Here is a 21,298-nt window from a genome sequence, read left to right as displayed (position 1 = left end):
GTGTCTTACTGTTTAGTGCTTTTCTTTATACTCAATTGCCGCGCGCACAAAATCCTTAAAAATGGGCTGAGGACGGTTGGGGCGGGATTTAAACTCGGGGTGGAACTGTACGCCCACAAACCACGGGTGCTTGGGGTATTCGATAATCTCGACCAGCTTCTCATTGGGGGAGATGCCCGCAAGCAGCATACCGGCCTGTGTAAAGGCGGCGCGGTATTCGTTGTTGAACTCGTAGCGGTGGCGGTGACGCTCGTAGATCACCTCGTCGCTGTAAAGGGAACGGCAGCGGCTCTCGGCGTTCAGCTTGCAGGGGTATAACCCTAAGCGCATGGTGCCGCCCTTATCGGTAATCTCGCGCTGCTCGGCCATGATATCAATTACCGGGTTTTTGCAATCCTCGTTAAACTCGGTGGAGTTAACGTCCTCAAGATTTAAAACATTGCGCGCGAACTCGATAGCAGCCATCTGCATACCAAGACAGATGCCGAAATAGGGGATATTGTTTTCGCGTGCAAAGCGCACGCCCTCGATCATACCGTCGATGCCTCTGTCGCCAAAGCCGCCGGGCACCAGAATGCCGTCGATGCCGCTGAGCTTGTCTGCTACATTCCCTCGGTCGATATTCTCCGACTGAATCCAGTGGATATGCACCTTCGCGTCGTTTGCAATGCCCGCGTGATGAAGGGACTCGGCAATGGAGAGATAGGCGTCGGGCAGCTCAACATACTTGCCCACGATGCCGATTTCCACGGTTTTGCTGGTATGCTTAAAACGGCTTACCATATCGGCCCAGGCCGCCAGGTTGGGTTCACGGTTTTCAAGCTTCAGGTGGTAGCAGGCTGCGTCGGCAAGGCCCTGGTCCTCCAACATCAGCGGAACCTCGTAAAGCGTGGGGGCTGTAAGGTTCTCGATAACATCCTCGGGGCGAACGTTGCAAAACAGCGCTATCTTGTTGCGCATATCCTGCGGCAGCTCATACTCGCTGCGGCAAACGATGATGTTGGGCTGGATGCCGAGCGAGAGAAACTCCTTCACGCTGTGCTGCGTGGGCTTGCTCTTGAGCTCGTTGGAGCCCGAAATATAGGGTACCAGCGTTACATGGATAAACAACGCATTATCGCGGCCCACCTCGGTGGAAAGCTGGCGGATGGCCTCTAAAAACGGCAGGCTCTCGATATCGCCCACCGTGCCGCCGATTTCGGTGATTACCACATCTGCGGCGCCCGATTTGCCCACGCGGTAGATGCGCTCCTTAATCTCGTTGGTAATGTGCGGGATTACCTGCACCGTACCGCCCAGATAGTCGCCTCTGCGCTCCTTGCTGATAACCGTCCAATAAACCTTACCGGCGGTAACATTGGAGTTCACCGAGAGGTTCTCGTCAATAAAGCGCTCGTAATGGCCGAGGTCAAGGTCGGTTTCGGCACCGTCGTCGGTGACAAAAACCTCACCATGCTGGTAAGGGCTCATGGTGCCGGGGTCTACATTGATGTAGGGGTCAAACTTCTGAATCGTCACTCTGTAGCCGCGTTCCTTTAAAAGGCGACCGAGAGAGGCTGCCGTTATTCCTTTGCCAAGGCCGGAAACGACACCTCCGGTTACAAAAATATATTTTACTGCCATAAAAATACCCCCACGAAAAATACATTATATGTTTAGGCGTTAAAAAACCACTAATTTATAATTTTACTATCTTTGCTGCGGGAGGTCAAGGCGAACGGACATTTTTATTATAAATAATTTAAGGGGATTTGCGAGAAAATATGGTGAAATCATAAAAGCGTGAAAAAACAGAGCTTGTCCAAGAATAATCTACGGGGCAGAAGAAGTTTTTATGCGGGAAAATGAAAAAGGGTGCTGGCTGCGACTTGTTCGACAGTAGTTTCCCCTTGTAAAAACTTAGCTATAAGAATTATACGGTTAACGAAGAAGAAAGCTCAGCAAGCTCAACAAATATGGGGGAGAAGCGGTTCTTTAAATATCCGGTGGGTGCCGTGCAGAAGCAGTCGGGTGTTTCGGCATCCTCTACAACCGGCAGGCGGATGGTGACATTTGTGCCCACATGCTCCTCGCTTTCAATGGTGATAGTGCCCCCGTGCTGCATCACGATACTGCGCGCAAGCGTAAGGCCAAGGCCGATGCGGTGAAGCGGCTCGTTGCCGAAATCCGCAGAATACAGTGAGTTGAAAACCTTGCTCAAATTCTCCTGCGCAATGCCCACCCCTTTGTCGGAGATCACGAGTACGGCGCTGTTGCCCACACGCTTGAGTGTCATGGTAATCTCGTTGCCTTCCTTAGTATAGAGAAACGAGTTTAACAGGATATTCAATATAGCCATCGAGAGCCGGTCTTCATCAAAGCTTACCACAAAGTGCGGAGCATCTTCAACGTTCAGGTATAGCGGAATACCCACGCCGCGGGTGGCGGATTCGGCCGCCGTATACAAATCGCGCACAAACGAGGGGAATACCATGGCGCGCGGGTTAAAAGATTGAAGGCCATTGATATCCTTTAAGTAGTCCGAAAGGTGCGTAACGGTGCGCAGAATGGCATAGCAGTTGCGGTAAACGGCATTGACATAGCTTAATGAGGTGTAATCCTCGTTACTTTCAAAGCGGTGGCTGATGGTTGCGAGCGCGCTGAAGGTATAAAACAGCGGTTCGCGGATATTCTTTGAAAAGGATGCAATCGCCATCGATACATCCTCGTTATCATAGGGGGAAACCTTGGGGGCTTGGGAAAGCGAGGCGATTACAAATAAAAACTCGCCGTGCTTCATAATCGGGGTTAGGGTGCAGGTGATATTTGTGGTGGGAAGCAGCTCGCTGGTAAAGGCGTAGCGCTTGTTTTGCAATAAGATAGCCTTTACAGCTGCGGCACGTTCAGGCATAAAAACCGAGGAAAACCCGTTTTTGAGAGTAAACTGGGGGTAAATCTTCGCGGCATAATCGCTTAACCAGATCAGCTCAAACTCTTCGTTTAGAATGACGGTTGGAAGTTCGAGATTTTCAAAGAATGCAATAGCGTTATCAAGAAGAGCACGGTCGTTCATGCAGCGCACCTCCATGAGATCAGGAAAAGGAGACTGTAATGCATCTGTAAGCATATTAATTACCTTCAAATTAAGGAATCATCAGTTTAAATGATGTAAGCATACCATCACTATATTAACATAAAACAGCCTCAAAATGCTAGATGCCCCATAGAAATATTTAGCACATTAATATGTATTAATTGCTAAGGAATCGAAAAATAATGCTATTAACAGAAACTGAGGAGATTAAGTTAGAAGGAAAAGTAAAAGCTTAGGTAAAAACCGCTAAAAACAAGACCTTCTGCGCAATAAAATTTTTAGTTAAATATCTGTCAAAGTTCTTGTATGTTTCTGCTTTTTGTTATAAAATAATTATTGAATGGAAAGATAATTTTTATCTTCCTAACATTCGTCTAAGGTCTTAAAAATCTGGCGAATGCATGGCGGTGTAATAGAGAATTGATTATCGTTATACTGCCGGTTATGTCTTTACCTTTGCCTTAAAACTTTGCGGGCAGGGGCGGCGTACATCATTATTATATGCCGGCGCAAAGCGGCAGAATGGAGTATAAAGCTATGGCAATTAAAGTTGGTATCAATGGTTTTGGCCGTATCGGAAGACTGGTTTTCCGTGCAGCTGTAGCACAACCCGATATCTATGAGGTTGTAGGCATCAACGATCCTTTTATTGATCTCGACTATATGGTTTACATGGTAAAGTACGACACCATCCATGGCCAGTTTAAGGGTGAAGTAAAGGCTGAGAACGGCAAGCTCGTTGTAAACGGCAAGGCAATCAGCGTTTATGCCGAGAAGGACCCTGCGGCCATTAAGTGGAGCGAGTGCGGCGCTGAGTATGTTGTTGAGTCCACCGGCGTATTCTGCACCACCGAGAAGGCTTCTGCTCACTTAAAGGGCGGCGCCAAGAAGGTAGTTATCTCTGCTCCTGCTAAGGATAAGGAGACCCCCACCTTTGTTTGCGGCGTTAACCTTGATAAGTACACCAAGGATATGGTTGTTGTATCCAACGCTTCCTGCACCACAAACTGCTTAGCTCCTCTTGCTAAGGTTGTTAACGATAAGTTCGGCATCGTTGAAGGCCTGATGACCACCGTACACTCCACCACCGCTACCCAGAAGACCGTTGACGGCCCTTCTGCGAAGGACTGGAGAGGCGGCCGTGCCGCAGCCGGCAACATCATTCCTTCCTCTACCGGTGCCGCAAAGGCTTGCGCCCTTGTTATCCCTGAGTTAAAGGGCAAGCTCACCGGTATGGCTTTCCGCGTACCTACCCTTGACGTATCGGTTGTAGACCTCACCGTTAAGCTTGCAAAACCCGCAACCTACGATGATATCTGCGCTGCAATCAAAGAGGCTTCCCAGACCACAATGAAGGGCATCCTCGGCTACACCGAAGACGATGTTGTTTCCTCCGATTTCTACACCGAGGAGAGAACCTCTGTATTCGATGCCAAGGCCGGTATCGCTCTTAACGACACCTTCTTCAAGCTCGTTTCCTGGTACGACAACGAGTGGGGCTATTCCAACAAGGTTCTCATGCTCATCAAGCACATGAGCGAAGTAGACCACAAGTAATAGTACAGTATATTCAAATAGAAGCCGGAGAGGTACGAAACCTCTCCGGCTTTTGTGTCTGCTTTATGGTCATAATCATTGATATAACACGAATTCATACAGAAATAACATAATAAGTACCGCAAACGATGCAGAATTGAGCTTATTAAAATTTAGCGCCGCAATAACCACAAAATACATCATCGGCGCCTGCCGGTTTGCCGCAGGCGGGGCAGGTTTTACCTTCCGGCTGGGCCACGGGCGCTTCAGCGGGCTCGGCTGCCGGTATCTTAGCGCCGCACTTCCCGCAGAAGGTGGTGCTGACGGGCACCTCATTACCGCACCCGGGGCAGAGGGTAACGCCCTTGATAGCATTGACTTCCTTCTTATATTCCTCAATCTGCTGCTGTGCCTTTATGATTTCGCGGATTTCCACAATAAACTGGTCGGATTCATTATCCTTGTATTTCTCAAAATACAGCTGACCGATCTTTTTAAAGAGCCCGTTTTTACGCCCTTCCTCGTCCGCAATCTGCGAATTCAGCTTTGAGACATCACTCATATCTTTTACTTTTTTTGCGACATCCTTGCTTTTGGTTGAGATGGTTTCCCCCATTTTTTCTAAGAACTCGAACTCCATATTACCTTCACGTCCAATCTTAATAATAAGGTTTGACTATGCCCAAAACAGACTGTATGAATTCAATTATAATCGTTATTTATTTGAATACAATACAAGAATTTTATAATGGACAAAGGTTTCTATTTCATCTCTTCCAGACGGTTGAGGATGGTTTTGTTATAGTTGACCACCTTGCGCTCGTACTCTTCGTTCATGTATGCCGAGGCCAGCAGGAAATCGGCAGTGGCACGGTTGTTGGCAATGGGAATATCGTATACCACAGCGATTCTGAGCAGCGCCTTTACATCGGGGTCGTGCGGCTGTGCCTCCAAAGGGTCGGAGAAAAAGATGACAAAGTCGATGGTACCCTCTACAATCCGTGAGCCGATCTGCTGGTCGCCGCCCAGAGGGCCGCTGTTGTAGCCCTTCACGGGAAGCCCGGTTTTATCGGCCAAAAGGCGGGCGGTGGTGCCGGTGCCGCATAAGAAGTGGTTTTTAAGAATATCCTTGTTCTTATCAACCCATTCTACCAGCTCGGGTTTCTTACGGTCGTGCGCTATCAGTGCGATGTGCTTTTGTTTGCCGATGGTAAAATTGATGTAGTCGTCCATTATCATATTTATTTCCTCCTTTATTTTAGAAGCCTATTTAGAAAAAATCAAAATACCTATTGCATATACATGGTGATAGTGTTATGATGTGGGTGTTATTTAGAAATATTTCTAAATAGAATTTTAATACTGCAGCCTGAAGCCAAAGAAAAAATCTCAAATATACTTCTAGTTGAATTATACCTTTGATGTTGTGAATATGCAACCATTGCGGGGTAATTAATCGGTGATTGATTATTGTTGTAAGCGGCTGTATCATTACGTCAAATTAACAATTGTCGGGTTATCAGGGCAGCGGTTAAATCGCCGGTAACGGCGAAGGAGGTTATTATGGCTAACACAGAAACAGTAAGCGCGTTATCTTTGCTTTGTATATCAATCTCTCTGCTCATCACTTTTGTTATGCCCATTGTGCTGGTGATAGTGCTGTGCATCAAACGGAAGATACATATCCTTCCGGTTTTGATTGGTGCTGCGGTGTTCACGGTATTCCAGTTAATCATCAGGATTCCTGCACTCACCATTGCAAGGCAGATGTCGCCGGAATTTGGGGCATTCACTCAAACACCGCTTTGGGGCGGCTTGTTCCTTGGGCTTACCGCCGGTATCTTTGAGGAGTTTGGGCGGTTTATCGGTTACAAGGTGGCCCTTAAGAAGCGAACCGGATGGAACGACGGGTTTGCCTTTGGCTTAGGCCACGGCGGTATTGAGGCTGTTACGCTTACTGGGCTTGCTTTTGTGAACAATGCCGTCTACGCGCTGATGATTAACACCGGCAACTGGGGGCTGATTGAACAGGCTTTGCCTGCCGACCAGGCAAAACAGCTGTTTGACGGCATGGTGAATACCCCTTCCTATATGTTTTTGGTGGGCGGTATGGAGCGCATCTTTGCTATGACCATTCAGGTGGCGCTCTCCATTCTGGTGCTGTATGCCATCCGCCGCCGCAAATTCATCTATGTGCTGTTTGCGGTGCTGCTGCACCTAGTTGTCGATTCCCCGATCATCTTCCTGATGCAGCAGACCGGCGTATGGGGCACAGAGGCCTATGCGATGCTTTGCGCGGTTGCGGCGGCGATTTATATCGTACGCTCCCGCAAGGTATTTGCGCGGATGGATGCACAGGTACAGCCAATAAACCCTGCTGAACCTGTATAACTAAACAGTTAGAAGGTAAAATATCGCTGATAATGAAGATGGCGGCCGTTTTTACGACCGCCATTTAAGCTTTTGTTATGTACTTATCAGTTGTTCGGCTTAATCTCATTTAACCCTGCGGGGGTATAATAAGGCTTAACGGTGTACGGATAAAAGCGCAGTAACAGGCCGTAGATAACCAGTGCAAGGGCTGAAGCTGCCGTTATAATCAGTGCCAGCTTAATAAGTACCTTCATACCGTTTCCTCCTTTATCTCTCTTGAACCCTAAAAGTGGATAAACTCAAAAGTGCCGAACTGCTTCGGATTGCTTAACTCCTTGCCGCTGATGGGGAAAAAGGCCATAGTCGCTTGGGCCCCTTCCACCATGCCGGTATGCAGCATATTGCCGGTTATGCGGTCACCGCTTTTGTAGGGTGAGCAGCCGAAGCTGTCGTTGAGCAGCTGCTGCGGCAAAAGAAAGGTACCGCCCCAATACTCTCCCTGCAGGTCGCCGCCCGCAAAGGCCAAAAACGAAAGGCTTTTTGTGTTTTCTATGGCAAGGGTATTCTTATTAATAACAGTATACGCTGTAAGGGTGCCGTCCGGTTCAAAGGTAACCGAGAGGTAGTCATCAGGACGCGCGGGGTTGGGTGCCAGCGCAAGAGCCAAACGGCTTTTTTCGCCGTTTTGTGTTTCTCCGCGTGCGGGGCCAACCTCAAACGCCCACAGCCTTGCCATCATGCCAAGACCGGGCTGGTAGCACAAAGCGGCCTGCGCAAAGATGCCCTGCTCGGTTGCGTCAGACGGCTGTGTAAGCTTTGCCACCGGAAGGATGTCCCACTCCGGCTGGGGGTTGTGCGGCTCAAGATCTTCTATAATGGTAATTTTATATTGCATAATAACGTCAACCATTCCTTTATTGTTCAACGACACAGGCCTTTAAGTATCTTCAAAAAACCACAATCGTTGAGCTCTTATCTATATTATAACACAACCTGTTGGATTTTAACAGTAGGGGCCGCAAGGAGATTTATTCGCCCAAACCCTGCACAAACAAGGTTTATTTACATGCTCAAACACCCAAATATTTATGTTGACAATCACAATCTCATATATTATAATATAATTCGCTCGGTGTTCACAAAGGCCGGGTGAGATGTGGCGGTATAGCTCAGTTGGCTAGAGCATGCGGTTCATACCCGCAGTGTCGTCGGTTCGAATCCTACTACCGCTACCACTTTACAAGCCAATTACGGCTTGCCGTAATTGGCTTGCTTATTATGGCCCGGTGGTCAAGCGGTTAAGACACCGCCCTTTCACGGCGGTATCACGGGTTCGATTCCCGTCCGGGTCACCATATTGTTTTGGGTAGAAAAAGTCGGTTAGCACGAAGGTGTTGGCCGACTTTTTTACTATTAATGTGTTTGGGGTTTTACTAAAAACAGGACAAAACGCTAAAATTGCACACATTTCGTTGAGTAATATTGAAGCAATAACCAGAATGTGCTATAATCAGAAAACGTTTCAAGGAGGTGACATCCTATGAAGTCCTTTTTTGAGGTAATTAAGCTGGAGATTAAGGAAGACGTTCAATATACCTTCGGTTTTATGATCAGCGTAGCGGTTCAGCCTATCATCATGCTGATTAATATCGCACTCTTTACCAGCCTTTACAGTTATAACGGTGCGGAGACCATTAAGGGCTACGATCTGGGGCAGATGATATGGTATTTTACAGCCACACATTTTATATGGGTGATTGTCTTTAACTTTACCGACCACCGCATCTCGGAACGCATCCTCTCGGGCGAGCTGGCGATGGATATGTTGCGGCCCATGGACCTGTTTACCTATGAACTCGGGCTTTCGATAGGGCTGCGGATTACCGCGCTGTTTACCGAGCTTTTGCCGGGGCTGCTGGTTTATTCGCTTATCTATTTTCCATCGTTTATGTCGCTGCCTTCGGTGCTCAAGTTTATCTGCACGGTGCTGATGGCGTTTGTGCTGATGTATATGATTAACTTTTTAGCGGGACTATTCGCGTTTATACTCAAGAGCAACGCGGCGGTAACGGGGATAAAGACCATGCTGATGATGCTGTTGGGGGGAAGCTATATTCCACTGGAGTTTTACCCGCAGCTTGCCGTGCAGATACTTGCCTTCCTGCCGTTTGAGTATATCTTCTACTGGCCCATACAGTTTTTCTTGAATACTGCGGCATCCAACGCGCCGGGGGCGTTTATACGGGTGCTTGCGATACAGGCGGCATGGATTGTGGTATTATACGGGCTGTGCAGGCTTTGCTGGCGGCAGGCCTCGCGCCACTTCTGTGCGGTTGGTTAAGACAAAATGCAGTTGACAGGATAGCGAAAGGCATAATGCACATGAAAAATATAAGAAAAACCATAGAGTTATATGCATGGTATGCCCGAATACGCCTGCAGCGCAATATGGCCTACCGAGCGGATTTTTTCATCGGGCTGGTGATTACCGTTTTGAATGCGGCGGGCGGGCCGGTATTTCAGTTTGTGCTGTTTACCAGCACCAAGGGCTACCCCGGCTGAAACCTGACGCAGGTGATTCTGTTTCAGGGCATGGTGCTGATCTTTTCAGGTGTTAAGGGGATGCTGTTCGGCAACGTGTTTGCCAATGTGAGCACTATGTCGTGGCGCGGCGATTTTGACCGGCTGCTGATACTGCCGCACAGGCCCATCAAGCTGCTGCTTTCCTCGGGCTTTGATCTGGGGAGCATCGGCATCCTGCTAACAGGCCTGTGCCTGACGGCAGGTGCCGGAATAGAGCTGAAGCTTACCGTGAACGCGCTGGATGTTCTGCTGGTACTGGCCGGGATTTTCTGCGGACTTTTGCTCTTCATGGCCTTTTTAATCTTCTACTGCACCCTGCTCATTATGGTAACAAAGAATAATCGGGTTGAGGAGATTATTAATGCGCTGTTCAGCTTCTCGGGTTACCCCATGGAGATTTTTCCGCGCGTTATGAGCGTGGTGCTTTCCACCGTACTGCCGTTTATGGTAATCGCTTATTTCCCGTCACAGGTACTGCTGGGCCGGGCTGCCGTCTCGGCTGTGCCCGGTATGCTGGTTTGCATACTGCTCTTTGGCCTGAGCCTGTGGGTGTGGAATTTAAAGCTTAAGCAATATACCAGTGTGGGCGGCTGACTTATACGATATAAATAACATCTTGGCATTAATAAGCCGGAAAGGCGCAGATTAATGAATGCAATAACAATGCAAAAGGGTGTAACAGCCCAGAAAACCGACATTATTCAGGTAAAAAACCTTTGCCGAACCTTCAAGGTGCCCAAAAGAAGCGACAGCGGCCTGCTTTCGTCTATAAAAGCCTTATTTCACCGCGAATATGTGACAGTAAATGCTGTAAATGATATCTCCTTTACGGTTAAAAAGGGCGAAATCCGCGGGCTTATCGGCCCGAACGGTGCGGGAAAATCCACTACCATTAAGATTATGTCGGGTATTCTCTATCCCTCCTCGGGTGAGGTGGATGTCATGGGCTATAAGCCGTGGCTGGAGCGGGAGGAGTATGTAAAGCACATCGGGGTGCTGTTCGGGCAGCGCTCGCAGCTGGAATGGGATCTTCCGCCCATCGACAGCTTCTATCTGCGTAAGAAGCTGTATGATATCCCCGACGAGGTATACAAGCGCAATATCGAATACTTCAAGGAGCTGCTGGATATCGCCGAGATCATCAACAAGCCGGTGCGTCAGCTTTCGCTGGGCGAGCGCATGAAATGCGAGTTTGTCTGCTCGGTGCTGCACGAACCGCCGCTGGTGTTTCTGGATGAGCCCACTATTGGGTTGGACGTGGTATCAAAAGAGACGGTACGCGGTTTCATCAGCGCTATTAATAAGGAGAAGAACACCACCTTTATCCTCACCACCCACGACCTCAGCGATATCGAGAATCTCTGCGAAAACATTACGGTAATCAACAACGGCACCATCGTATTTGATGACGGGCTGGCGGGGCTGCAAGAATACTTCCCCAAGCGAAAGGTGGTAAAGGTGCAGTTCGAAACCCCGGTGGACTACCACGCCCTTGAGCCGTTTCATCCGACGTCGTATAACAGGATGAAGGCGGAGTTTGAGGTTGACCTCTCAGAGTGCGATGTAAAAACCGCCGTCAACCGCATGTTCGAGTGCCTGCCGGTCGCAGACATCAACATCGAGAGTGTCAGCATTGAAGAGGTTATCCGGCATATCTATACCGAACAGTAACAAGGAGTTTTATAAAATACTGATGTTGAATATATTATGGAAAGGCTGGCTTTAAATAAGTTGCTATTTTTGCTGCCGGTTTAGCTGCCTGCGCGGCGGAATGGAGGCTTTTATGGAAGAATCCTCAAATTTTCATACAGTCCGCGGGTATCAGCGCATGGAAAAGCAGCAACGGCAGCTAACCCCGGCCATGGAGGATTATCTGGAGATGATCTACCGGAGCAGCCTGGACGATGGGTATATCCGCATCAATACACTTTCGGAGCAGCTGAATGTCGCCGCCCCTTCGGCAACCAGTATGGTTCAGAACCTTAGCAAGCTGGGCCTTGTTCATTATAAGAGGTATGGAATCATATTTTTAACCGAGAGCGGTAAAAAAACAGGGGAATACCTTTTAAAACGGCATATGACCATAGAACTGCTTTTAAAGAATCTGGGCGTGAAGGCAGATGTGCTGGCGGCTACCGAGCTTATAGAACACGACATTTCAACCGCGACGCTTCAGGCAATCAACACCTTTAATGCCTTTTTAAAGCAGCACCCCGAAGTTTTGCAAAGCTACGCTCGGTTTCAAGAAATGAATAAGGATCAGTAGTTATTTAAGAAGCTTGATGAAGGCTTCTTATTTTTTGTCTAATCCGGTTCATAGGTGTAGAAATGCGGAACACATTTTGTTGCTGCTACATAATTTGGTATTAGGTCAAAATTAGGCACCACTAAGATTCTTAGCTGTTCATAAGTATTATTAAAACCTGAGCCAGGCGTGATGACTATGGTGTAATAACGGTTGGATGAGGTTTGACCTTTTGCGGGGCTTAATCGCAATACATATGCGTTGGTTTTACAAACGCCTGAATGAAATAATGTAGAGAAGTGATGAACAATGGTTGATAACAGCTATACCCCAACGGCAGATGCCTTAGTCGGTTCGTTATCAGAGCCACTAATAAGACTAAGAAGAAAACGCAAAGCTTTCAGCGGTATAAGAACCCTATTACAATTTATCGGCCCGGCTTTTATTGTCAGTGTTGCATACATAGATCCAGATAATAACATAATAATACACACGGCAGGCACGAATAGGGCTGCTTACTGGTAACACACTATTTCAAGTGATATGCCAAAGTGTTTATGCGGCAGCCAATAAGATTGTTGCACACAAACAGCAGATGTGTTATAATTCTGTCGGGAAAGAAGTACTCCCGCGGCTGTGCCGAAACTGCTTTATAAGCTGATGACTTCTGCCATTATGGTAGTGACGTCAGCTTTATATTTTTGTAATTTTCCGACGTCTATGCCATAACAGTATGAATAATATTAAAGGAGGAACTGTCATGCAGAAAAAGGATGCGTTGAAACGCGCAGCTTTTTCGTTTGTGCTGCTAATGGGCATCGTCAGCTTGTTTTCCGATATGACCCACGAAGGGGCAGCCAGTATTATGGGCGCATATTTGAGCCTTGGGGGAGCATCGGCTGCCGCAATCGGCTTTGTTTCTGGCCTTGGTGAATGTATCGGCTATTCTCTGCGCCTTGTGACAGGCTATATCACGGATAAAACAAAGCATTATTGGGCAATGACCGTCGCGGGCTATGTGGTAGACTGTATTGCCATTCCTGCGTTGGCGCTTGTGCCAAAGGGTGGTTGGATATGGGCCTGTGCGCTGATTGTAATCCAACGAATGGGCAAAGCCGTTAAAAAGCCCGCAAAGGATACACTGCTTTCTTTTGCAGCGTCGCAGACAGGCACGGGAAAGAGCTTTGCTATCCAGGAATTTCTTGATCAGATTGGTGCCTTTCTTGGCCCGGTACTGCTCTTTGTTGTAATGCTGCTCAAACAGCGGGAAGACTTGTATAATGCGTATACCATTTGCTTCGCAATCCTCGGTATCCCTGCCGTTGTAACAATTGTGCTGCTTTTGGTAGCCATGCGGCATTTTCCTGAGCCGGAAAAGTTTGAGCCCCCTGCAAAAGCATCCGCCCCCGCGTTTCGAATGAACCGCTCGTTCATCTTTTATATTGTGGCAATTAGCTTATTCGGGGCAGGTTTTCTTGATTTTTCCATTATCACTATGCACACAGTAAAAACCGGTCTGGTATCAGAAAATGCGCTTTCGCTGCTGTATGCGGGTGCGATGGCGGTGGATGCATTTGCCGCGTTGTTTTTTGGCTGGCTGTTTGATAAAAAAGGCATCCGGGTGTTGATGCTTTCCACCCTGGTAGCCATGCCGTTTGGTATTTTTATTTTTATGTTTACTTCGCGCTGGGCTCTGTATTTGGGTGTTGCACTGTGGGGTATCGGCATGGGAGCGCAGGAATCCATCCTCAAAGCTGCTGTTACCGAAATTGTTCCCAAACAGAATCGCTCCTCTGGCTTTGGTATTTTTCAAACGGCATTCGGTGTCTGCTGGTTTTTAGGCAGTTGGCTCATGGGCGCGCTGTATGATGTATCGCCGGCTTGGATGGTCGCCTTTTCTGTTATAATGCAGATAATTGCCATTCCGTTCTTTTGGCTGTCGGACCGTACACACGGATTCCAGACTAAGTAAAGGCATGGAACATGCAGCAAACATCGACTCTGGCACAATGCAACGTTTGCATCTGTACCAAAAGTATCTGAATAATTTGCCAGCCACAAAGGAGTTTGTGGCTGTTCAGGAAATTGCACAAGCCCTGCTGATCGACCCGCAGATCATCCGCATGGATATGAAGCAACTGTTGTGCAAAGACCGAATCAGCAAAGAGGCTCCGGCTGCGCTGTTAGCTGCCATCTCAAAACTGACAATCAATCGTAAGGTGACGGGTGTTGTGCTGGTTGGAGCGGGAAGGCTTGGCTCAGCACTTATGAGCTATGCCGGCTTCTCTGCCTATGATCTGTCGATTCTTGCGGGATTCGACATTGATCCCAAGGTGATTAAAAAGGGCGCCTACGGAAAGCCTGTGTATCACATCAGTGAAATGGAAACGGTATGCCGCAGGCTGGACGTTAAAACCGCCATTATTACTACTCCGGGAGCTTGCGCACAGCAAAGCTGTGACCTTCTGGTACAGTGCGGAATAACCGCAATTTGGAATTTCACCTCAAAAACGCTCAAGGCTCCTGCTCACGTTATGATACGCAACGAAAATATGCCGGAAATACTGCGTATGCTCAGCGACCATATAAAATAGTGTTCAGCCGGGAATGAAGTTCTCCCGCGGCGTAATGCCGAAACCGCAAAAAAGGCTGATGACTTCTGCCAAAGGCTGAATTCATCAGCCTTTTTATAAGGAAAGGGACACGCTATGTTTACCAGTATCTTGTATCCACACGATGAAGAACAAGGCAAAGAACAGCAAAATCAAGAACCGCAGTGCTTTCACGATTTAAACTTGGATAAGATTTTTTACCCGATTTTAAAAGCCAAGAAAGAATTTGAACTGGAAAGGTTCTTTTATACGCCTGCGCATAATACAAGCATCATTCAATACCGGCAGGATGTTATGCAGGATTTGGAAAACAAAACTGTTCGGTTGTTGTTTGAGGAGTTCTCAACCAAAGCATATGCAATCTCGCATTACATGGAGAACACTCGCGAATTGCTGTCAGCTAAGGAACACTGGGACAACAACTATCTAACCCGCGGCCGAATGCTGGATTATGCCGACCGTTATTGTCAGGCGGTAACAACGCTTAGCGAAGGAGCAAAGGCCATACAATTCAAGGCGCAAGGGCTAAGCGATTTCTCTGCATATTTAAAGGAATATTGTGCTCGGCCATCCTTCCAATCCCTTTGTATGGGCGTAAAAAGGCTGCGGGAAGATTTTTCACAGATTAATTACTGTATGCTCATCAAGGATGGGACAATTCGTGTTCGAAAATATGAGAATCAATCTGACTATACAGCTGAAATCCTAAGAAATTTTGAAAAGTTCCGGCAGGGAGAGGTAAAAGACTATCGTCACAAATTGTCGGAAGAACCGTCGGCGGATCATGTTGAAGTGGCGGTGCTGGATATGCTGGCAAAAGTTTATCCGGATGTGTTCCGAAGCTTGGAGGATTTTTGCTCAGAGTATCTTCACTTTGATGATCCTGTAATCCTGCGTTTTTCAAACGAGATTCAGTTTTACCTGTCTTGGCTTGACATGATTGAACCGTTGCAGCGGGAAGGGCTGCCGTTTTGTTACCCCACTCTTTGCCCTATGGCGGATCATCTGTACGCTAGAGACTGTTTTAATTTGGCGCTGGCGATACGGGAACACAGCAATACGGTTACCAATGATTTTTCGTTGGATACACCGGAGCGTTTTTTGGTGATAACCGGTCCGAACCAGGGCGGAAAGACAACTTTTGCCCGTGCGTTTGGGCAAATTCACTATTTGGCGTCTCTTGGCTTGTGTGTGCCGGGAACGCAGGCAGCACTTTATTACTTTGACAATATTCTAACGCACTTTGGCCGAGAGGAAAACATCGACACGCTCAATGGAAAGCTGCAGGACGATTTGGTTCGTCTTCATGATCTCTTGGAGAAAGCCACCCCAAGAAGCATTATTATCGTTAATGAAATCTTTGCTTCTACAACACTGGCAGATGCACTGCTGCTGGGCGGGAAAATGATGGACGCATTTGCAGCGCTTGGTGCGCCGGGTGTAATTGTTACATTCCTGGACGAGCTTGCATCGCATGGCCCGGAAACGGTAAGTATGATGAGTACGGTCAATGATAAAGACCAAAACAGCCGCACGTTTAAAATTGTGCGGAAACCAGCAGACGGCTTGGCGTATGCCCTGCAAATCGCGCAGAGACATGGGCTTACTTATGAACAGCTGTGTGGGAGGCTCGCAAAATGAAAGCAAATCTGATGTATCGTGATGCTGATTTTAATACCGCAGAAACTGCCTGTTCCGGCTGGGAAACGCTTGCGGCCGATCTGGAGCTGGGGCATATTCTTGCGGCAATGAGCCGAGACGACAAGGTAATTCAGGAGGCCTGCACAGCAGCTCTTTCGCACCCGCTTACAGATCTGGACGTACTTCGCTATCGTCAGGAAAACTTGAACGATGCACTGAGCAATGCTTCTGCCGTACGCCAGCTTTACGCGGTTACTCTTGAAACCGAAAAGCGCAGGAGCGGTTCGTGGTCATGGCTTGGTTCCCACTATATTTCCAGCACCTTTTCCTCAGCCGTCAATCTACTCAAGATTTACACGGAAATGCTTATGAAGCTCCGTGCGGTTGCAGATGAATCGCTTAGCAATTTCCGGTACGAAGGTTTTCGTAATTTGCTGACTATGCTGCAAAAGGAACTTTCAGATGACTACTTTCATACCGTAACGGACGAATTGAACGACCTGAAAGAGGATCGAAGCGTATTAATCAGTGCAACAATGGGGAATCGGCTACAAGGAGTTCACTATATGCTGCGCCAAAAAGACCACAAAAACTTCTGGCGCAGATGGATGTTTGCACCGTCCTTTACCATTGCCGCACGGGATGATGCAGGTGCTAGAGATCTGGGCGCACGCCGAGACCGGGCAATCAACGAATCCGCAAACGCATTGGCACAATCGGCAGAGCACCTTTCCGGCTTTTTTGCCATGCTGCGCAGAGAGCTTGCGTTTTATGTGGGTTGTCTGAATTTAGCCGATACACTGCACCAATATGGAAAGCTGATATGCATTCCTGATTTACAGCAGATGGAGAGCAGAAGCCGCCAATGGCAGGAATTGTATGACGTCAGCCTTGTGCTTATAAAGCAAGGTGCTGCCGTTGGAAACTCGCTGCGGGGAGATAACAAGCACCTATATTTGATTACAGGTGCAAATCAAGGCGGAAAATCAACATTTCTTCGCAGTTTGGGGCAAGCACAGATTATGGCACAATGCGGAATGTTTGTGGGCGCGCAAAGCTGTTCTATTCCGATTCGGGCGGGGATCTTTTCGCATTTTAAAAAAGAAGAAGACGGTTCGATGACAAGCGGAAAGCTGGATGAAGAACTCGTGCGCATGAGCGGTATTGTAGCGCAATTAAAACCGAATTCGATGATACTGTTCAATGAGTCTTTTGCGGCTACAAATGAACGGGAGGGCTCGGAAATTTGTCGTCAGATCACTTCGGCACTGATTGAAAATGAAATTGAGGTATTTTCCGTCACGCACCTATATCCATATGCGGCAGCTTTTCTTCAAGACGAGCGCACGCAATATTGGCGCGCGCAGAGAACAGACAGCGGTGAGCGTACTTTTCGCTTAATAGAAGGCAAGCCCTTGCAGACAGCATTCGGCGAAGATTTATATGAACGCATTTTTGCTGCAAAAAGCAGGGTGTAGAAGAAAGCTTAAATATATAGCCAAACGTTCTGCCTAAGCTGGCTGCGATGTACTTGTTAGTTATACCATTTAACCCCACACGTTTTTTGTGTTTATACCGGAAATATCAGCCCCCGCATAAGTATCCGAGACAAAATAGACGATTATATACAAAGCGCTTGCAATTTTGCAGGCGTTTTTTGTTGTTTAGAAAGGCTGTATCTTTAAAGTGGACGCAGAAAAAAGCGCGGCAAAACTCCTTTGGCTTGTGCGGCTTACGGGGTTTATTTCAAAACTATTAGTTAACTAGTGTCATTTCACTACATATATTATATAAGACCGCTAAGCCTGGGAGGTGGACCTATGAATGATAAGGTCAATTATCTGCATGGTTATCGGGTTACATATACATATGGTGATAAGGACCTGGGGGACATTCTAAAGAGGTTAGTACTGTCAGACCTTGACGATGAAATAAAAGGAGAATATAACAATCAGACAATAACTTTACGAGGTGACAAAAATGGCAAGAAAAAGCAGGTATGAGAAAGCAAAAGATGCTCAGTGGAATACTGCTTTTTATATACGTTTGTCAAGAGAAGAACCTGGTAAAGAAGAAAGCGACTCCGTAGTAACGCAAAAACAAATTATGTTTGATTATATTGCGGGAAAACCTGAATTCAAATTTTATGATATGTACATCGATGACGGCAGAACCGGTACAGATTTTGACCGTTCTGGCTTTATACGGATGGAAGAAGATATTAGACAGGGCTATGTTAATTGTGTTATAGTAAAGGATTTATCGCGTATGGGACGCAATTATGTCTATACGGGGTTATATCAAGACCAGTATTATAGGAAGGATATCCGCCTTATATCCATACTCGATAACTTTGACAGTCTATACAATAATGATGACTTAATGGTTCCGATTAAGAATATTTTTAATGAGCAATACGCTCATGATATATCCCTCAAGGTGCGTTCCGCCCTGGACGTTAAACGCAAGAATGGTGAATTTATCGGTTCACAGGCATGCTACGGATACATGAAAGACCCAAAGGATAAGCACCATTTGATTATTGATGAAATGGTTGCTCCAAACGTACAACTTATATATAAGCTTTTTATTTCTGGAATGGCAAAAGGTTCAATCGCGAAAGAGTTAAACAGGCAGGGAATAATATGCCCCTCGGAATACAAGAAAAGTAAAGGTGAAAGATATTCGCAATCTGAGCATTACGCAAAACAGATGTATTGGAATGATACATCCGTACGATTAATCTTGACAAACCAGATATACACTGGTGATATGGTTCAACACAAGCAAACAGTAAAATCGTTTAAGATTCACCAGAATATCTTATTGGATAAATCTCAGTGGCTGATTGTGCCGAATACACATGAAGCAATTATTGATAAAGGAACTTGGGAACTCGCACAAAAAATATTGAATACGGATACAAGAAAAAACCTGCAAACGGGTAATGTCTATTTGTTTGCGGGCCTAATCTATTGTGGCGATTGCAGACGGGCTATGTCAGTTCGTAAAAATTCAGCAAGCAGTAAGACGTCATATACTTACTATATTTGTGGGACGTATAGGACTTATGGAAAAGACAAGTGCTCCAGCCATGCCATTCGATATGATATACTGATAGATGTGGTGCTGAACGGCATCAGAGAACAAATTGAAAAGTACTCTGATCTTGAAATACTTTATGAAAATGTTGATATTCAACGCAAAATCAGCAGCAAGATTAAAAGCAACGTAAAAAAGATAAATGAGTTGAAAGATAAAATCTATAAAGCAGAAACGCTGAAGCAAGGGCTCTATGAGGACTTTAAAGCAGAGATTATAAGTATAGATGAATATTTTGATTACCGCAATAAATACATAGAAGACATTGAAGTAATGACAAATGAATTAGCCGGGCTTGAAAAGCAGAACCGCCAAATTGATAGCTGCGACGAACTGGCTGAAGCAAAAAAAAAGCTTCTGAGATATAGAAACGTCGAAAACCTATCACGCAAGGCGGTGCTTGAATTGGTGGATTCAATTTATGTTTTTGCCGATAAAAACATAACCATTAATTATACATTTAAGGCACTATAGGGAACAGTACTAATATATTATTAGCTCCTGGCAACTTTGCAACCAATATCAGCGGCGGTTCAAAATTCAATTACGGCCTGATTTGGGTTATCCTGTGGAGCAACCTGATGGCGATATTTCTTCAAACCATGTCGGCAAAGCTGGGGATCGCCACAGGGCAGAACCTGCCGCAGCTCTGCGGAAGGGTGTTTTCACGAAAGATCAACTGGTTTTTCTGGGTAGCCGCCGAGCTTGCCGCCATGGCAACCGATCTGGCGGAGTTTCTTGGCGCAACGCTTGGCTTTTACCTGCTGTTCCATATCCCGATGGCGTTTGCGGGAGCGCTTACCGCCGTTATTACATTTTTAATTGTGTATCTCAGCAAATACGGCCAGCGGGTAATCGAGGTGATTATCACAGGCTTTGTGGCCATTATCTGTATCGCGTATACGCTTGAAATATTTCTTGCTAAGCCCGATTGGGCGTCGGCTGGCTTGCACACCCTTGTACCCACGATTCCGGGCGGAGAAGCCGTACTGATTGCGGTGGGGATGCTGGGCGCTACGGTAATGCCGCACGTCATCTATCTGCATTCCCAGCTGGTTCAGCACCGCAACAAGGATTCTACCGAGGCGGAAAAGAAAAGACATTTAAAGATGGAACGTTTGGATATCACCATTGCCATGAATATCGCCTTTATTGTTAACGCGGCGATGGTGATTGTTTCGGCTGCCGTTTTCTATAAAAACGGGGTAGCGGTGGATTCCATCGAGCAGGCACACCAGTCTTTAACGCCGCTGCTGGGGGCGGCCTCCAGCGGTGCTTTCGGTATCGCGCTTATTGCGTCGGGGCTTTCCTCCTCCGCCGTGGGAACAATGGCGGGGCAGACCATCATGCAGGGGTTTGTGGGGCTGAAAATCAACGATAACGTAACCCGGTTAATCACCATGATACCCGGCATGATTATCATCCTGTGCGGCGTTAATCCTATGAACGCGCTGGTACTCAGCCAGGTTACATTAAGCTTTATCCTGCCGGTGCCGATTATCTCGATGATGCTTTTAACCAAGCGCAAGGATCTGATGGGTTCCCTTGTAAACAAGCCGGTCACAAACGTTATCGGGTGGACGATAGCAGGGGTTATTATAGCGGCGAATGTTATTCTGCTGTATTTAACGTTTACGGGGAAGGTTTAGGGCTGCGGGTTGTATATCTAAAATGAAAAAGAGGAATTCAGCGTTAACTGGATTCCTCTTTTGGAGCAGATATAGTCTAGCAGTATTCTATTATGGTCAAACAAAAACCCAACCTTTCGGCTGGGTCTTTGTTTACAGTAAACACATAGACTTGTGTTTATTCTTGGTGCCGCTGACCGGACTTGAACCGGTACGGAGTTGCCCCCGAGGGATTTTAAGTCCCTTGTGTCTGCCGATTCCACCACAGCGGCATGAACGGCATAAATAACGCAAGAACTATATTACAACAATCTGAGGGTAAAGTCAATATCAGAATTGATTGACAATTATCTGCTGCCGCTATATAATTAATGCGGTTTGCAGATATATATTATATTAGTATTACGGCTATGACGGGGAAGGATACGCAAGGGGTTTATAAACCGCACCAGAGAGCAAAACACGGCGTTAGCCGCTGCTGGAAGTTTTGCCGGTTTTAAGCGTT

Annotated in this window: 19 protein-coding genes, 3 tRNA genes, 1 pseudogene and 2 riboswitches; of the genes and pseudogenes, 16 read left to right on the top strand and 7 right to left on the bottom strand. The window is 46.9% G+C overall.

The window, feature by feature from the left end; all coding sequences use genetic code 11:
- Window positions 1–12 precede the first annotated feature (12 nt).
- A complete protein-coding gene (locus BLR50_RS09030) occupies window positions 13–1,623 on the bottom strand; it encodes a CTP synthase (RefSeq protein ID WP_092640917.1) in 1,611 nt (536 codons plus the stop codon).
- 289 nt (window positions 1,624–1,912) lie between these two features.
- Complete coding sequence (locus BLR50_RS09025; protein WP_162840383.1) at window positions 1,913–3,052, bottom strand: sensor histidine kinase; 1,140 nt, start codon at window positions 3,050–3,052, stop codon at window positions 1,913–1,915.
- A gap of 558 nt (window positions 3,053–3,610) precedes the next feature.
- Here BLR50_RS09025 and gap point away from each other — a divergent pair.
- Window positions 3,611–4,630, top strand: a complete 1,020-nt coding sequence (gap, locus tag BLR50_RS09020) for a type I glyceraldehyde-3-phosphate dehydrogenase (protein ID WP_092640933.1) — start codon at window positions 3,611–3,613, stop codon at window positions 4,628–4,630.
- 145 nt (window positions 4,631–4,775) lie between these two features.
- Here gap and BLR50_RS09015 read toward each other — a convergent pair whose 3' ends face one another.
- Together BLR50_RS09015 and BLR50_RS09010 are read right to left on the bottom strand one after the other, a co-directional pair.
- Window positions 4,776–5,249, bottom strand: a complete 474-nt coding sequence (locus BLR50_RS09015) for a zinc ribbon domain-containing protein (protein ID WP_092640910.1) — start codon at window positions 5,247–5,249, stop codon at window positions 4,776–4,778.
- A 122-nt stretch (window positions 5,250–5,371) separates the two neighbouring features.
- Complete coding sequence (locus BLR50_RS09010; RefSeq protein ID WP_423230286.1) at window positions 5,372–5,842, bottom strand: methylglyoxal synthase; 471 nt, start codon at window positions 5,840–5,842, stop codon at window positions 5,372–5,374.
- 330 nt (window positions 5,843–6,172) lie between these two features.
- Here BLR50_RS09010 and BLR50_RS09005 point away from each other — a divergent pair, with 330 nt between their 5' ends.
- Window positions 6,173–7,000: a YhfC family intramembrane metalloprotease gene (locus tag BLR50_RS09005; protein ID WP_092640904.1), complete on the top strand. Its 828-nt coding sequence runs from the start codon at window positions 6,173–6,175 to the stop codon at window positions 6,998–7,000.
- Between the two features lie 86 nt (window positions 7,001–7,086).
- Here BLR50_RS09005 and BLR50_RS14485 read toward each other — a convergent pair whose 3' ends face one another.
- A complete protein-coding gene (locus tag BLR50_RS14485) occupies window positions 7,087–7,236 on the bottom strand; it encodes a hypothetical protein (protein WP_162840382.1) in 150 nt (49 codons plus the stop codon).
- Window positions 7,237–7,265: 29 nt separating this feature from the next.
- Complete coding sequence (locus tag BLR50_RS09000) at window positions 7,266–7,907, bottom strand: hypothetical protein (RefSeq protein ID WP_092640901.1); 642 nt, start codon at window positions 7,905–7,907, stop codon at window positions 7,266–7,268.
- 233 nt (window positions 7,908–8,140) lie between these two features.
- On the opposite strand from BLR50_RS09000, the gene BLR50_RS08995 reads away from it, so the two are divergent.
- The 14 genes and pseudogenes from BLR50_RS08995 to BLR50_RS08930 all read left to right on the top strand — a co-directional run.
- Window positions 8,141–8,217 (top strand) — tRNA-Met (locus BLR50_RS08995).
- 45 nt (window positions 8,218–8,262) lie between these two features.
- Window positions 8,263–8,337: transfer RNA gene (locus BLR50_RS08990), tRNA-Glu, on the top strand.
- Window positions 8,338–8,522: 185 nt separating this feature from the next.
- Entirely contained in the window at window positions 8,523–9,323 is an 801-nt protein-coding gene (locus BLR50_RS08985) for an ABC transporter permease (protein WP_092640898.1), read from the top strand.
- A gap of 41 nt (window positions 9,324–9,364) precedes the next feature.
- Window positions 9,365–9,544 (top strand): hypothetical protein, encoded by a 180-nt coding sequence (locus BLR50_RS08980; RefSeq protein WP_092640895.1) that lies wholly within the window; start codon window positions 9,365–9,367, stop codon window positions 9,542–9,544.
- Window positions 9,545–9,556: 12 nt separating this feature from the next.
- Window positions 9,557–10,159: an ABC-2 family transporter protein gene (locus BLR50_RS08975; RefSeq protein ID WP_092640892.1), complete on the top strand. Its 603-nt coding sequence runs from the start codon at window positions 9,557–9,559 to the stop codon at window positions 10,157–10,159.
- Window positions 10,160–10,213: 54 nt separating this feature from the next.
- On the top strand, window positions 10,214–11,236 hold the full coding sequence (locus BLR50_RS08970; RefSeq protein ID WP_242871729.1) for an ABC transporter ATP-binding protein: 1,023 nt from the start codon (window positions 10,214–10,216) through the stop codon (window positions 11,234–11,236).
- A 112-nt stretch (window positions 11,237–11,348) separates the two neighbouring features.
- The gene (locus tag BLR50_RS08965) at window positions 11,349–11,831 is read left to right on the top strand and encodes a metal-dependent transcriptional regulator (RefSeq protein WP_092640890.1); all 483 of its coding nucleotides are present in this window, start codon (window positions 11,349–11,351) and stop codon (window positions 11,829–11,831) included.
- A 583-nt stretch (window positions 11,832–12,414) separates the two neighbouring features.
- Window positions 12,415–12,487, top strand: a riboswitch (Fluoride riboswitch).
- 83 nt (window positions 12,488–12,570) lie between these two features.
- The gene (locus BLR50_RS08960; RefSeq protein WP_092640887.1) at window positions 12,571–13,782 is read left to right on the top strand and encodes an MFS transporter; all 1,212 of its coding nucleotides are present in this window, start codon (window positions 12,571–12,573) and stop codon (window positions 13,780–13,782) included.
- A gap of 4 nt (window positions 13,783–13,786) precedes the next feature.
- Window positions 13,787–14,404, top strand: coding sequence for a redox-sensing transcriptional repressor Rex (locus tag BLR50_RS08955; RefSeq protein ID WP_092640884.1), 618 nt, complete (start codon window positions 13,787–13,789; stop codon window positions 14,402–14,404).
- Window positions 14,405–14,479, top strand: a riboswitch (Fluoride riboswitch).
- 39 nt (window positions 14,480–14,518) lie between these two features.
- Entirely contained in the window at window positions 14,519–16,063 is a 1,545-nt protein-coding gene (locus tag BLR50_RS08950; protein ID WP_092640881.1) for a MutS-related protein, read from the top strand.
- Window positions 16,060–17,541: a MutS-related protein gene (locus tag BLR50_RS08945; RefSeq protein ID WP_092640878.1), complete on the top strand. Its 1,482-nt coding sequence runs from the start codon at window positions 16,060–16,062 to the stop codon at window positions 17,539–17,541. Before BLR50_RS08950 ends, BLR50_RS08945 begins: the two co-directional genes overlap by 4 nt.
- Window positions 17,542–17,883: 342 nt before the next feature.
- Entirely contained in the window at window positions 17,884–18,066 is a 183-nt protein-coding gene (locus tag BLR50_RS08940; RefSeq protein WP_092640875.1) for a hypothetical protein, read from the top strand.
- Window positions 18,044–19,639: a recombinase family protein gene (locus tag BLR50_RS08935; protein ID WP_092640872.1), complete on the top strand. Its 1,596-nt coding sequence runs from the start codon at window positions 18,044–18,046 to the stop codon at window positions 19,637–19,639. Before BLR50_RS08940 ends, BLR50_RS08935 begins: the two co-directional genes overlap by 23 nt.
- A 26-nt stretch (window positions 19,640–19,665) precedes the next feature.
- Window positions 19,666–20,814: pseudogene (locus tag BLR50_RS08930) on the top strand (Nramp family divalent metal transporter); the annotation flags it as partial.
- 164 nt (window positions 20,815–20,978) lie between these two features.
- Here the strand turns inward: BLR50_RS08930 and BLR50_RS08925 are convergent.
- Window positions 20,979–21,065: transfer RNA gene (locus BLR50_RS08925), tRNA-Leu, on the bottom strand.
- Window positions 21,066–21,298 lie beyond the last annotated feature (233 nt).

Source organism: Acetanaerobacterium elongatum (assembly GCF_900103835.1).
In the GTDB taxonomy this organism is placed as follows: domain Bacteria; phylum Bacillota; class Clostridia; order Oscillospirales; family Ruminococcaceae; genus Acetanaerobacterium; species Acetanaerobacterium elongatum.
The sequence above is the reverse complement of the archived record's forward strand: the minus strand, read 5'-3'. Positions and strand labels throughout refer to the sequence as shown.